A 13,430-nucleotide genomic window follows, 5' to 3' on the forward strand; every position below is an offset into this window, starting at 1 on the left:
CGGTGAGCTGGGTGGTTGAAGATTTTACGTTACTGACCCTTTCCAGCAACAACCCCATATCTTCAGTTTTCAAAGAGCTACAACTATTCTAAAAAAAAAAGTGGTTCTAAGCATCCCGCAAAAGGGATACCGAACCACGTCCCATTCACCTCACCGCTTGTAGAAGCGGGAGTACTCTTGGACGAATTTGGATAGAGATGAACGTCATGTTGAATAGAAAAGTAGAAGTGATCAAGAAAATTTGAAGCCTTGAATCATTTAGATCCAAGACTAGAGATGGTTAAACAGTTGCTCTACGTAAAAATAGATATGAAATAATGATATAGAAAAATGTGAATGGGATCAGCCAAAGTGATAGTTGGAATGCTGTATGTTGTGCGAACCAATGAAATAGGGGTGCCAAGTTCAGTAAGGTGATCACACTTGCAATGATTCCAGTAATAAACATGAGAACAATTAATCCTTTTTTACCAAATCGACGGTGGACGCTTGAAGAGAAAAAACCAAGATAAAATAGATGGAAAAGTATACTAAACTGGATGAATATTTGCTGCCATATTGGTCCATCGTTTAGATAAGGTAAATTAAAAAAGTGAAGATTGAGCCCCCAATGGTTCGTCATTGTTTCGATCAAGTTCAAAATGTTCAAGATGATTGCATCACATATTGTGACTAAAACAATCATATATAAGGTACCCCAAAAGTAGTCAGCACGTCGGACACTCATACCAATGGAGAAAGGGAATGTTTCTTTGATGATGAACGCACCAATGATCATGATATAGATATAGATGGATGCAATACCACCTGTATATATTCCTTCTTTGGGATTAGTTGCATTAGCAATAATTAAATTGATTGAAAAGCTGAATAACATAATGATCACAGGAAGGTAGATCAAAGTAAACTTGGTTCGCAGATGCATTTTCATAATATTGAATGATTGGTTCATTTCAGTTCCCCATCCTTTCTACTTGTAAGAGATACGACTAGCTGTTGTAGAGAGAGTGTGTGTAAGTCAAGGTTAAGTTCTTGTATTTGTTCTTTCTCTTTTTTAGATAGTGGACCCTTGATTGTAACGGATGTTAACGTTCCAAGTGTTGACTTTGTGATGATATTTTTCTCTTTTATCAATGACTCTATTTGTTTCTTTGTACCGGTGAGCGTATACCCATAATCGTGCAATTGGTCTGTCTCTTCATCGATTAATACTTCGCCTTGATCAATAACAATGACATGTTCTAATAGTTTACTTACCTCATCGATTAGATGGGTAGATAAAATCACAGTACGAGGATGTGCTGAATAATCTTCAAGGAGGTAATTGTAAAATAAATTTCTAGCTACAGCATCCAAACCTAAGTAAGGTTCATCAAAGATCGTTAAAGGTGCGCGACTTGCTAAACCTATCGTGATTCCAACCGAAGAGAACATACCTCGTGATAATTTTTTCATTCTTTTTTTTAGCGGAAGCCGAAATTCTTCTAGTAGTTGATCTGCAACTTCTTGATCCCAATTTGGGAAAATAGAAGCGGCCGTTTCGATCACATCAATCACTCGAAATACATCTGGATATTTTTGACTTTCTTTTATAAAACAAATTTGGTTTAGAACCACTTGATTTTCAATGGGAGATTCTCCAAATACTTTGATCTCTCCATGACTGGGGAAAATTTGTCCAGTCAGCATTTGCATAATCGTTGTTTTACCCGCACCATTTTTTCCTAATAATCCATAAATCTTATCTTTTTCTATTTGGAATTCTACTTGATTGACTGCGGTGACATCAGAATATTTTTTGGTCAACCCTTTCACTTCGACAATATTATGCATGGTCCTCTCCCCCTTGAATCATTTCGATCAACTCCTGCTTGGTAACGCCCAATTTTTTTGCTTCTAGAATCATCGCAACGACATATTTTTCATAGAATTCTGCTTTTCGTTTTTCGATTAGCTTTGCTCTTGCTCCAGTCGTTACAAACATGCCTATCCCTCGTTTCTTATATAAGATGCCTTCATCTACAAGTAGATTTACTCCCTTTGCCGCAGTAGCTGGATTGATTTTATAGAAAGCAGCAAATTGATTGGTTGAAGGGACTTTTGACTCTTCATCAATTCGTTGTTCCAAAATATCGTTTTCAATCTGCTCTGCGATCTGTAGGAAGATGGGTTGGTTATCGTCAATCAAAAATCCCATATTCCATCACCTCAGTGGTTAATTACTTATGTGATTAACCATATATGTAATGCAGAGATGTGTCAAGGGTAATTGAAAAAAATGTTTTATTTTCACTCATTCATTTGTGGTTCGAATGATCAGTGAGTCTTGCTCAGTATGTAGATAGTAATAAATATGTTTATTTCAAGAAAGCATTGTTCAGCTTTTCACTGTGGTGTTGAAGATTATAGAGATGGATATATTTACGCAAATAAAAATAAACTCAAACACTGTTTAAGTGTTCAAGTTTATTTATAGACAAAACTGATTATCGAGATGGGCAGATAAAGGCGGCAGGAGGTAGCTTTGGTGTCCCAGTGAAACGAAAGGGAAGCCTGCTAGGAAGCGACGTTTATTTCGGTACAATCGGATCGAAACATCGCAGCAGTTTGTGACGGAAAGCGAACAAAATTTGACTTTAGAGACAATCTAAATAATTTTAATCGAGAATATTTTTTAAACAATGTATAATAAAGTTGTATCGATTTGATTGTTAGATAATTGGTCTGTGTATTGATGAATGGATTACATCACTTACATTTTAGTTAACATGCGTAAGGAGGTAGTAACATGGGCGGTTATCCAGGTTTTTAATTTTTGGAGATATGGCATAATGTTGGATCTGTCAGAGTATAGCCAAATCTGCTTAAGCAGATTTGGCTATACTCTTTTTTGTTAAGTTCATATAGAAAGAAAAGGGTTCTGAAAGAGGAGATATCTTGCCGTGAAAACACGGAAACATGAGTAGGCAACAATGGAATTGGTTATCAGATTGAAGAAAAAGTCGTGTAATCGCTAGTGATCGTATTTCACGGCGTAGCTTCGTTTCGGGTTTTCAAGAATGTGTACTTCTGCTTTTATATTTATGATACATTCAAGTTTCCAATTGGATGTTTGTGCTTTTATTTCTACGGAACTGGAAATAATAAACCAACAAGATCATGAGATGCAAACCAGCAAGAACAAAATAGATATTGCTATAAATGAAACCATTTGAGGGGATATTTATCGGGTTCCAATTCCAATGGATATTAGAGCCAAGATCCAGAACCCTACTGTAAATCCCTGTAGATACTGCTTGTACACAGAAATTCAACATCTGTAATATTCCCATCCCTACTCCTGCTTGGTTCTTCGGCAATGTATGTGAAATCGAATTGTTCATCACAATTAACATGAAGGATTGTCCCACATTACCAAGGATCAGAAATGCAGCAATGAATAGGGGAGAACTCCCTGTGAAGGTAGAGAGTAAAATAAAACAGGTAAATAACAAGCTTGATGCTATAAAGAATAGATACGAGTTCCCTTTTAAGTCTGCCAGCTTGCCGCCTTTTCGACCAAAAATGGCAGAGGCTGCTGCCGCAGGAACCATCGCATAGCCAATCCAAGAAGTGGGTAGTTGTTGTACATCGGACAGTAGTAATGGACTGAGCAAATAAAGCGAGGTACCAATCCCGTTGATAAGTAAAGCAACGATCAGACCGAATGTATATCTTTTGTTTGTAAAGATTTCTGGCCTAACAAATGGTGCATCAACTAAGCGGATTCTAATGATGAATAACCCCAAAGTGAGCAAACCACTGATCATGTACCACCATGTTCCATTAGTAACACCAATCAGAAACAAAGCGACGGTAGCAGCTAGCAAACTTCCACCCATCCAATCAAATTTCTCAGCCACTATTTGCTGATCATCCACCAAATATTTACGGTAAAAAGGTAGCATAATAAAGATGAGAAGAGGTACAGCGAATAACCAACGCCAATGGGCAACACTCACAATCAATGCTGAAATAACTGGACCCAATGCACTACCAAGAGCTAAGCCTGTAGCCATCATTCCCAATGCTTTTCCTCTACGTTCAGGAGTGAAATAACGCACGGGAATCAGTACAGCTGTTGCGGGAATAGCACCAGCTCCTAATGCTTGCAAGCACCTTCCTATCAATGCCATGTAGAATGTTTGGGAAAGGAGTCCGACTAGCGACCCCATTGCAAAAACAATTAATCCAAATGTCAACAAGTTTTTGAGCTTATATCGATCAGCTAATTTCCCATATGTGACAGTTCCAATTGCGTAAATTAAACCATAGGCTGAAGAGAGCCAGCTTACTTGGGCGTTGGTAACATCAAATTCTTTGCTGATTTCTGGAAGTATATAAATGAACATAAGTACGCTCATCGATGAAAGCGTAACCGTAAACATCACAATGCGCATTAATATTTCTCCCGTTTGTTCTTTTGTTTGCATTTTCATTATGATGTATACCTCCTATAAAAAACGCTAGGGAAATCCCTAACGAAATATGCTGTAAGAACTTTCTAAAACATGTTTAACGAAAACGACGAAAGAAATTTCGTAAGTCTTCTGTTAACAAATCAGGTACTTCCATTGCCGCGAAGTGTCCACCATGTTCAAACTCTGTCCAGTGTACAATGTCATACTGTTGCTCAGCGAGACGACGTACTGGTAGAGCCAAATCGTGTGGAAAAACCGCCACTCCGATTGGTACTGGGCAGGGCACAGGGCGTCCCTTCGTTTGGGCACTCTCAAAATAAAGACGAGCTGATGATCCAGCGGTACCTGTGATCCAATAAAACATGACGTTGGTAAGTAGACGATCAATTCCAATTGGACGTGCTGGATCAACCCATTCTATAAACTTCTCTGCAATCCAAGCCAGTTGACCAACAGGTGAGTCGGTCAGCGCATAGGAAAGTGTTTGCGGTCGCGTTGACTGAAGTACCATGTAGCCAGCAGGAGAAGATATATAGCGTTTCAAATGTGCAATTCGATCCTCATCTTTCTTAGACAGATTACTAAGTTTATCATTCGGTTTGGGTATAACAAATAGGTAGTTTAGATGTACACCACAGACATGTTCCGGGTCGACCGCAGCTAAGAGACGAGAAATTGCTGAACCCCAATCTCCTCCTTGTGTTCCATATCGGTCATAACCTAATCGTCTCATCAATTCTGCCCAAGCAAGAGCAATCCGTTGCCCATTCCAACCATTCTCAGGAGTGGGACCTGAAAAACCAAAGCCTGGGATCGATGGAATTACCACATGAAAAGCGTTGACAGGATCTTCACCATAAGATCGTGGATCGGTTAATGGACCAATGATATCAAGAAATTCTACGATAGAACCCGGCCATCCATGGGTAAGAATAAGCGGAAATGCATCCTTTTCGGGCGATCGAACATGCAAGAAATGTATGTTTGTACCATCAATCGTTGTGGTGAATTGAGGAAATTCATTTAACTTAGCTTCTTGTTTACGCCAGTCATATGAGGTACGCCAATAATCCACTAACTCCTTCATATATCCGAGCGGCACACCATCATTTCCTCCAATATCAGGTAACTCAACAGGCCAACGAGTTTGGGTCAGGCGAGCTTGCAGATCATCTAGATCACTTTGGGGAATCGTGATGCGAAACGGACGGATCGAAGTGTCACTGTCACAGTTACCTATAAAGTCTTGTTTTAAGGTATTCATCTTGTATCGGCTCCTTTGATGATTGTTGACTTGTCAACTTAATTGAAAGTATAATCCCTTACAGTTGATTAGTCAACTATATCGCCTTGTTATTAAGATGAAAAAGTAGGAATCATTTCAGTAGCTCTTCATTACCCGAATGTATCATTCATCTCCTTTTATTTCAGCCAGCGCATTCATAGTCATCTTTTTTACCTTTTGGACTAAGTCATTCGCTTCTGCTGACGTTAAGCCAGATGAAATCGTTTGGGTCCAATAATCTAGTTTGGTTTTAATAAAATTGCGCATCTCTAACCCTTTAGCTGTCAATGTGACCAAATACGCTCTGCTGTCATTTGGATCTCGAGTTCTCTTTACATAACCGAGCTTTTCAAGTCGTCCAATTGTACGCGCTGTAGCAGCTTTGTTAATAAATAGGTTGGTAGACAGCCGTTCTTGAGAAATACCGTCTTTTTCATACAGATTAACCAAAAAGACGTATTCAGACGAGTTAATATCGTAATGCTTCAATTCCCTGTTCAGATAAATTTGAAATTGACGATGCAGTACTGAAATCCATCTAGCGACGCTTTCTTTTTCCATCTAACTGCTCCTTTGAGAATAGTTGATTCATATATTATATGATAGACATACTGTGTATTTGTTGATGAGTGTTGAATGCAACGGCAATTGGCGCAGTCACACTTGTCTTAAAAAAATTATTTATACCTGATTATGCCTCTTGAGACTCCACACGCTTAAAAGCGTGAGATTCTTGGGTAGTTTGCGCACTCCATTCATTTCTGCTTTGTGCAACTCCCAAGCTAGGGGCTGTCCCATCAGCCCATCCCATACAGTTCTACAACTTCTGTTGCATGTACCTACATGGGCGGCGTACCTGTTACCAGTACGCTAGTTTCGATTCCATCACTCACTCTTATGGTTTTACCAAGCGGGAGAGTTTAGTTTGCCGCTTGAACCTCATACCATAACGTACACAGGAACAAAACCTGCTACAAGCAGGATGAGTACCGCTCATACGTTCGATTATACAAAAAATGGTTGCTCTTAGCAATTCCTTGAAAGGGATTACCGAGCAACGCCGTCTTTCATCCCACGATTCAAACCATGGGCTTTCAACCGGCAGATTTCTGTAAGGATGGTGACTTATGGAAGACTATTTTGTGACTTACCGTCGTTGGAAGGAACATCCGACATTAGAAGTATCTCTGAAGAAAGAATTGCATGCTCTGAATGATTTAAAAGAAATTGAAGATCGATTTTATAAACATTTAGAATTTGGCACTGCTGGTATTCGTGGGCTGATCGGAGGCGGCACCAACCGTATGAACCTCTATACAGTTGTCCAAGCGACGGAAGGATTAGCTAAGTATTTAACTGATCATACCCAAAAAGGCGATCAAAAAGGTGTTGTGATTGCCTATGATACACGGCATATGTCATATGACTTTGCCCGAATTGCCAGTGAAGTTCTTGTGCATTATGGAATAAAGGTATATTTTTTTGATGCAGCACGTCCAACCCCCATGCTTTCTTTTGCCGTACGATATCTACAAGCAGCCGCAGGTGTGATGATAACAGCTAGTCATAATCCCCCAGCTTATAATGGTTACAAAGTATATGGAGAAAATGGTAATCAGGTTGGACCAAATATTTCAGATATAATAACAAAGGAAATAGAGTCCGTTCGTGATAGACTTTGGTTACCTGAGCGCACTATTCACCTTGCGATTGAACAGAAAAAGATTCTGTTAGTGGGTAAAGAAATAGATGAAAAATATAATCAATCCTTGCTAGCCATCCTTTTTCGGCCTGAAATATTGAGCAATCAAAATATGGATGTGCAAGTGGTTTATACCCCCTTATATGGAACTGGCTATAAACCCATTCACAAGGTATTTCAAACCTTAGGCTTTTCAAACCTCCATGTGGTTACCTTACAAACAGAGAATGATCCTCTATTTTCCACAGCTCCGACTCCAAATCCTGAAAAGTTAGAAGCATTTGAGCTTGCAATGGAGCTTGCTCAAAAAATGAAGGCTGATTTAGTTCTCGCTACTGATCCTGATGCAGATCGTATTGGTGTACTCGTCAGTGATGTTATTCATGGATTTCGCATTTTAACAGGTAATCAAATAGGTGTGTTGATGTTACATTACATTTTGACAGAACGAGCCAAAAGAAGGCTGTTGTCTGAACGATCGGTTGTTTTAAAAACAATTGTTTCATCCGAGTTAAGTAATAAGATCGCAAATAGCTTTGGTGTTTCAACGATTGAAACGTTAACAGGGTTTAAATATATTGGAGAAAAAGTGGAAGAGATGAAGCAATCAGGAGAAAACCAATTTGAATTTGGCTTTGAGGAGAGCAATGGCTACTTAATTGGTGATTTTGTTCGAGATAAGGATGGCATCCAAGCTGCTCTATTGCTTTGTGAAATGGCAGCTTATTATAAACAGCAACATTTATCTCTATATGAGGTTTTAGATTCCATTTATCGTGCATATGGTTATCATTTAGATGAACAGCTCTCATTTGAATGGGAAGGAAAAGTTGGACAGAAGCAGATATTCGTGTTTATGGAAGATTTGCGGCGTCATCCTCTAGAAAAAATAGATGATCATCATGTGATTCAAGTAAAAGATTACGAAAATGGTATGGATCAATTACCTCCATCAAATGTAATTAAGTATATCCTAGATGACCATAGCTGGATTGCTATTCGACCTTCTGGAACAGAACCCAAGATAAAAGTATATTTCAGTGCTGTGGCGAAAGAGCGAAAATTAGCCCAGAACAAGATGGATACCATGCGAAAGTATTTAAACCTATACTTTTCTGAATTACAGAAGTTCAAATAAATTTACGGCAGCATCCTATAAATCTCATCCTCTTCTCTTTTCTAAGATGAGGGGGACTGTTGTTGAAATGAAAGTAAAGGGATGTTACGATGATTCTGACTTGAGAACGTTTACAAAAGGGGATGTTCGATTGATCCTTGCAAACCTATATCGAGGTGGGGAAGTGGAAAATTCCCATCGCGGACATGTGGCAATTGTTGATTCACAAGAGAATGTGATTGCTTATGTTGGAAATCCAAAGCATTTAACATATACTCGTTCTACTTTGAAACCAGTCCAAGCGATTCCGCTTATTGAGACCGGGGCGGCTGAGCGATTTTCACTTGATCAGTCAGAGATAGCATTAAGCTGTGCTTCCCATAGTAGCGAAGAGGAGCATGCAGTACGTGTACGTGCCATGTTACAGAAAGCTGGTTTGAGTGAAGCTAATTTGCATTGTGGTGGACATCCACCGCTTAGTCAAAAAGTGTGGGAAAAATTCATTGCTGAAGGAAAAAAATGGACGCCTATTTATAGTAATTGTTCAGGTAAACATGCAGGAATGCTTTTGACAGCTATGCATAAACAAATCTCAATTCATGATTATGAAAAAATGAAGCATCCCATACAACAACAAATTTTATCAGCAATAGTTGAAATGACTCATTTGACCCACGCTGAAATTGGCACAGCTATTGATGGGTGTGGAGTACCTGTTTTTCGAATGCCTTTGAGCAAACTCGCCTTTGTCTATGCTCGGTTAGCAGATCCTAAAAGTGTTAAACAGACAACTCGACAATCTACACTATTTAAAATTGCGGAGGCAATGGTTCACTATCCTGAGTTAGTAGCAGGAAAAGGAAGATTTTGTACGGAGCTAATGAAGGCATTTCAAGGTAGATTAATCGGTAAGGTAGGCGCTGATGGTGTTTACGCAATTGCTGATCGAAAAATGAAGCTTGGCATAGCGGTTAAATTAGAAGATGGTAATCTAAATGTTACATATGCAGTCGTAATGGAACTGCTGCAACAAATGAGAATCGGATCAGAAAATGAGTGGTCTCAGCTACAGACATTTCGAAATCCTCCCATCCTTAACTCGCTTGGGGAGATAGTCGGGGAGATTCGTCCTGTTTTTCAATTGCATCAAACACCTCTTAAATGAAAGCGTTTATTTATCATTGTTCTATCTGAAAGATTGATAGAATAATATGAGATAATAAATTGATGTTTAGGGGATAAATGATGAAAAAAAAGAAGCGGAGAGTAAAAAAACCATATCGTTGGGGAGAATTTGGCAAAGGTTTATTGCTTGGATTTGTTGTTACTGTTCTCGTTACTTGTTCAATCGTTAGTTTTGGTTTCGCAAGTATATTAATGGATATTGCTTTTGTCCTGGCACCTATTATTATTACGCTGATCGGTTTTTTTGTAATCAAGAAATCGAAAGAATGGTTTCATGGCTATCTGATTTTGGCAGTTTTGTGGTTTGTTTTCTATATCGGGAGTATAGCTTGGATCTATTATGTTTTGCCAAAGCTGCTTAAAGTGTAAATCCCTTCCTCCTGGGAGGGAAGGATTTTTGATATTAACTTGAAATATGGATCATCATGTGCTATGATAATTTCAGTTGCATGAATTTGAGTATATAATTCCTACATTAGAAAGAGTTATTATCTCGAACTAGTAACTTTTTTTAATGTAGGAATTTTTTATTTCAAGCATGGTCAACAATTTCTTTTTGGAGGGATCAGTTACATGATCGAAGGTACAGTAAAATGGTTTAATTCAGATAAGGGATTTGGATTTATTGAAGTAGAGGGTAGAGATGATGTATTTGTTCATTATTCTGCTATCAATGCTCAAGGTTTCAAAGCTTTAAATGAAGGTGACCGTGTTAGCTTTGAAATCACACAAGGTAACCGTGGTGAACAAGCTGCTAACGTAGTAAAGATCTAATTAAAAAAGTGTTGTTGCTAACTTGCAACAACACTTTTTTTATTTAAGGAAGAATCGCTCCGATATTAGAGTAGATGGAGGAGCATTTACATTTCATTCAATTGATCTTGACTATATTAAACACATAATTCCTTCATCAATTCTAATAATTGTTTTCCTACTTCTGGAGTTCGCCGACCCATTCCGCATGAACACGCTATATCGACTGGATATCCCAACAATTCGTCAATTTTTGCTTGAATTTGCTTTAATTCATCTACACTGCGTTTTTCATGTACGAATCCAGCGATGAAACGTGTTTCTTGAGGAATTCGAAGCTCTTTTAATGGTTGGTAAAACGCATCTGATAACGTTGGTGGCTGATCACCTTCTGCGAGTGGAAAATGAATATAGCTTAATTGATGTGTTTGAGGCCATTTTGCAATGATTTGATTCATAAAGTAAATTATCTTATGTAAAGATTGAGGATGAGTCAAGGCTTTATTTTTTAAATCACCATAGCATAAATGGATTCCAATCGAAGCAGGAGTAGAAAAATAATGAATCAAATTGAATAAACTTTTTAAAGCGAAATTCATTAAAAATTTTGGTAACTTATAGGCTAAACCAAGTTCAGCAGGAATCTCGATTTGGATAATGACATCTTGATTTGCTTCTGCAAGAATCTCATTTACTTCAAAAGCTAGTCGCTGGTTCATTGCGTCTATATAACGAAAAGCCTGTAAAGGTTGCATTGCAAATAACGCAGGAACCAATCCTGTAGGAATTCCTACTTGAAATTTTAAATGAGGTAACTTTTTTTCTTCTCGTAATTGCTGAAATATAGGATAACTTTGTTTGAAAAACTCATGATAGTGAAAATTCAAATGTCTGACTAAATCAACTGGTGATTTTTTTGGCTTTAACTTGGCGATCGAATCATAATCGACAGGAGAACCTTGCTCGTAGTTTCCTTTTTTAATGAGCTGCCAGTTTTTTTGATCAGATGCAAAGTCATCAATAATATAACTGGCCCATGAAGATCGTTTACCTAAAGGATACTTCTCTGAGATTTCACCAATTTCTCCATCCGGTAAACTAATTAATGTATCTCCTAACACATTGACAGCTTGTCTCATCGCTTCATCTTCGCTCTTAAAAGGTAAGCTGCCGACTAATAACGTTTTTCTAGGTGTCATTTTTACCCTCCAGCTATTCACATGTTGTGAGTGAATGTGATCTATATAGAAAATTATACTTTCATATAGATTAGCAAATGTTTATATTTATTAATAGAAAAATGAGAGCATAACCCATCTACTAATTGAGTGTTATTTATAAAGGTATACTTTGCCCAAGTGATTAAAGCTGTTTTCTTAATTGTTATCATAATTATTTGATTTATCAGTAAATTAGGCAAAGCGAAATGGTGAATGGGGATGTCCAAGATAATCTTTGCAATTAAAACATATATTATTATATTGGTAAGCTAAATTTAGAATACGAACAAATATGTTTGAATTTTAATTACTAAAGTGCGCTTCAAGAAAATTTTGGGCACGCCAAAACAACCAGTCAACTGGTTATCGCGGCGATTTGAGCGGTTGTCACCCGATTAACAATATTGAGTTTTATAGTTGTGGGAGGGAGCTATGTTATCGCTCAACCTTCAACCACATGTGGAATAGAGCCGCAACCAATATTGGTATGGGCAAGATCCACAGGTTCTCCATCTTCAAGATCCCTAGGGCGTAAGAGATGGAGAGCATAGCCCCAGCCAGCTGACCGAGACCAACGCCCGCTAGTTGATAAGCGGACTCACCACGTGACCGCGAGCGAGCATGTTTAGAGGCTAGCATGCCAAAACATACGCGTCCTCCAGCCGAAGCAACTCCTAATAGGAGCACCGCAGCAACCCCCCAGAGGTCTCCTATCCTCAGGAGAATTAGCCCTCCTATGGTGGATATCATGAGAGCGATGGTTACCGATCTGTCTCCAAACCGGCTTGAGGTCCATACCACAGGCCCACTGAATGTCCCTTGCGCAAGACTTAGGATACTCAGCAAGATAAGCCCGTGATCTGGGTATTGGAACTGAAGCATTGCCACTACGAGAGTTCCACTCGCGACAACAACGCTATACGGCCAAACGACTTTCATCGCCTGGATATCGAAGATTTCATACCACTTGGAAGTAGTAGCGTCTTCAGTCAGTTCCTTCTTCTCTCTAGAGGGAGGGGGAAGAAGTCTTCTTATTGCCCACCAGGCGACGAACCCAGCGATGAGAAGGCTCCCTTTCCAGACCCACCGTGGGGTTTGTGAGATGTTTAGGACATACAACACCCCTACTGCAACTGTTGCTGCCCAGTAATTAGCGGTTCGGAAGAACGAACTGCCTCTCCGATGGTCATCCTTCTCTTTCGGAAGGCGTTCTTGGAAGCTCATCGAAACTGTCGTAAGGGCGACATGTATGATGAGGCTGTATGCCATGTAGGCCATAATGGCCATCGGGATTGGCAATGGCATGGCCACAATCGCTATGCTTGCGGCTGCGATTATGGGGAGTGCTCCTCGTAGGGACTTGGTGCCTGAACCCATATGGGCTCCAAAAGCTCGTCCCGCTTGAGCTGCTACATAGAATGCGACAGCGAGGAAGGGGACAACCTTGGCATTTACTAGGGAGTTGGCACCCTGGTAAAAGTAGTTGACATGACCCGCTAGAAGCAGGCCGATGACGGAAATGGGTAGGACGCCAGGAGCTCGAACCCACTTGTGACGATCCCAGAGAGACTGAAACATATTCCTCCTCGGATTGACAACCACCCATCGTTTAACCCTCAAGGTTTACGCCTTTCAGCGACTTCTCCCATAAGGGACCATGGTTCCTCTTGACCATAGGATGGGGGACTACCTTATTCAAATCTAGCAT

Annotated in this window: 12 protein-coding genes; 4 read left to right on the top strand and 8 right to left on the bottom strand. The window is 39.3% G+C overall.

Annotated features, from left to right (window positions below; translation table 11 throughout):
• Window positions 1-280: 280 nt before the first annotated feature.
• From BUB71_RS17080 to BUB71_RS17105, 6 genes are all read right to left on the bottom strand, one after another.
• Window positions 281-952: a hypothetical protein gene (locus BUB71_RS17080; protein WP_073157832.1), complete on the bottom strand. Its 672-nt coding sequence runs from the start codon at window positions 950-952 to the stop codon at window positions 281-283.
• Window positions 949-1,833: an ABC transporter ATP-binding protein gene (locus tag BUB71_RS17085; protein ID WP_073157838.1), complete on the bottom strand. Its 885-nt coding sequence runs from the start codon at window positions 1,831-1,833 to the stop codon at window positions 949-951. Before BUB71_RS17085 ends, BUB71_RS17080 begins: the two co-directional genes overlap by 4 nt.
• Window positions 1,826-2,197: a GntR family transcriptional regulator gene (locus tag BUB71_RS17090; RefSeq protein WP_073157842.1), complete on the bottom strand. Its 372-nt coding sequence runs from the start codon at window positions 2,195-2,197 to the stop codon at window positions 1,826-1,828. Before BUB71_RS17090 ends, BUB71_RS17085 begins: the two co-directional genes overlap by 8 nt.
• Window positions 2,198-3,092: 895 nt before the next feature.
• Complete coding sequence (locus BUB71_RS17095) at window positions 3,093-4,478, bottom strand: MFS transporter (RefSeq protein WP_073157845.1); 1,386 nt, start codon at window positions 4,476-4,478, stop codon at window positions 3,093-3,095.
• A 76-nt stretch (window positions 4,479-4,554) separates the two neighbouring features.
• Window positions 4,555-5,724: an epoxide hydrolase family protein gene (locus BUB71_RS17100; protein WP_073157848.1), complete on the bottom strand. Its 1,170-nt coding sequence runs from the start codon at window positions 5,722-5,724 to the stop codon at window positions 4,555-4,557.
• Window positions 5,725-5,868: 144 nt separating this feature from the next.
• Window positions 5,869-6,306, bottom strand: coding sequence for a MarR family winged helix-turn-helix transcriptional regulator (locus BUB71_RS17105; RefSeq protein WP_073157851.1), 438 nt, complete (start codon window positions 6,304-6,306; stop codon window positions 5,869-5,871).
• A 566-nt stretch (window positions 6,307-6,872) separates the two neighbouring features.
• Here BUB71_RS17105 and BUB71_RS17110 point away from each other — a divergent pair.
• From BUB71_RS17110 to BUB71_RS17125, 4 genes are all read left to right on the top strand, one after another.
• Complete coding sequence (locus BUB71_RS17110; RefSeq protein WP_073157854.1) at window positions 6,873-8,585, top strand: phospho-sugar mutase; 1,713 nt, start codon at window positions 6,873-6,875, stop codon at window positions 8,583-8,585.
• Between the two features lie 67 nt (window positions 8,586-8,652).
• The gene (locus BUB71_RS17115) at window positions 8,653-9,729 is read left to right on the top strand and encodes an asparaginase (protein ID WP_175552417.1); all 1,077 of its coding nucleotides are present in this window, start codon (window positions 8,653-8,655) and stop codon (window positions 9,727-9,729) included.
• Window positions 9,730-9,806: 77 nt separating this feature from the next.
• Window positions 9,807-10,118: a hypothetical protein gene (locus BUB71_RS17120; protein WP_139279172.1), complete on the top strand. Its 312-nt coding sequence runs from the start codon at window positions 9,807-9,809 to the stop codon at window positions 10,116-10,118.
• Window positions 10,119-10,322: 204 nt separating this feature from the next.
• Window positions 10,323-10,523, top strand: a complete 201-nt coding sequence (locus tag BUB71_RS17125) for a cold-shock protein (protein WP_073157860.1) — start codon at window positions 10,323-10,325, stop codon at window positions 10,521-10,523.
• A 116-nt stretch (window positions 10,524-10,639) separates the two neighbouring features.
• Here the strand turns inward: BUB71_RS17125 and BUB71_RS17130 are convergent, their stop codons facing one another.
• Complete coding sequence (locus BUB71_RS17130) at window positions 10,640-11,701, bottom strand: hypothetical protein (protein WP_073157864.1); 1,062 nt, start codon at window positions 11,699-11,701, stop codon at window positions 10,640-10,642.
• Window positions 11,702-12,157: 456 nt separating this feature from the next.
• Entirely contained in the window at window positions 12,158-13,342 is a 1,185-nt protein-coding gene (locus BUB71_RS17135) for a hypothetical protein (RefSeq protein ID WP_139279173.1), read from the bottom strand.
• Window positions 13,343-13,430: the final 88 nt, after the last annotated feature.

It is taken from the genome of Seinonella peptonophila (assembly GCF_900129355.1).
GTDB lineage: Bacteria > Bacillota > Bacilli > Thermoactinomycetales > Thermoactinomycetaceae > Seinonella > Seinonella peptonophila.

What these genes read in the sequence shown, in the direction of transcription:
- BUB71_RS17105 (WP_073157851.1), bottom strand. Translation starts at nt 6,306, where the DNA reads ATGGAAAAAGAAAGCGTCGCTAGATGGATTTCAGTACTGCATCGTCAA.
- BUB71_RS17100 (WP_073157848.1), bottom strand. Translation starts at nt 5,724, where the DNA reads ATGAATACCTTAAAACAAGACTTTATAGGTAACTGTGACAGTGACACT.
- BUB71_RS17080 (WP_073157832.1), bottom strand. Translation starts at nt 952, where the DNA reads ATGAACCAATCATTCAATATTATGAAAATGCATCTGCGAACCAAGTTT.
- BUB71_RS17120 (WP_139279172.1), top strand. Translation starts at nt 9,807, where the DNA reads ATGATGAAAAAAAAGAAGCGGAGAGTAAAAAAACCATATCGTTGGGGA.
- BUB71_RS17085 (WP_073157838.1), bottom strand. Translation starts at nt 1,833, where the DNA reads ATGCATAATATTGTCGAAGTGAAAGGGTTGACCAAAAAATATTCTGAT.
- BUB71_RS17095 (WP_073157845.1), bottom strand. Translation starts at nt 4,478, where the DNA reads ATGAAAATGCAAACAAAAGAACAAACGGGAGAAATATTAATGCGCATT.
- BUB71_RS17130 (WP_073157864.1), bottom strand. Translation starts at nt 11,701, where the DNA reads ATGACACCTAGAAAAACGTTATTAGTCGGCAGCTTACCTTTTAAGAGC.
- BUB71_RS17110 (WP_073157854.1), top strand. Translation starts at nt 6,873, where the DNA reads ATGGAAGACTATTTTGTGACTTACCGTCGTTGGAAGGAACATCCGACA.
- BUB71_RS17125 (WP_073157860.1), top strand. Translation starts at nt 10,323, where the DNA reads ATGATCGAAGGTACAGTAAAATGGTTTAATTCAGATAAGGGATTTGGA.
- BUB71_RS17090 (WP_073157842.1), bottom strand. Translation starts at nt 2,197, where the DNA reads ATGGGATTTTTGATTGACGATAACCAACCCATCTTCCTACAGATCGCA.
- BUB71_RS17115 (WP_175552417.1), top strand. Translation starts at nt 8,653, where the DNA reads ATGAAAGTAAAGGGATGTTACGATGATTCTGACTTGAGAACGTTTACA.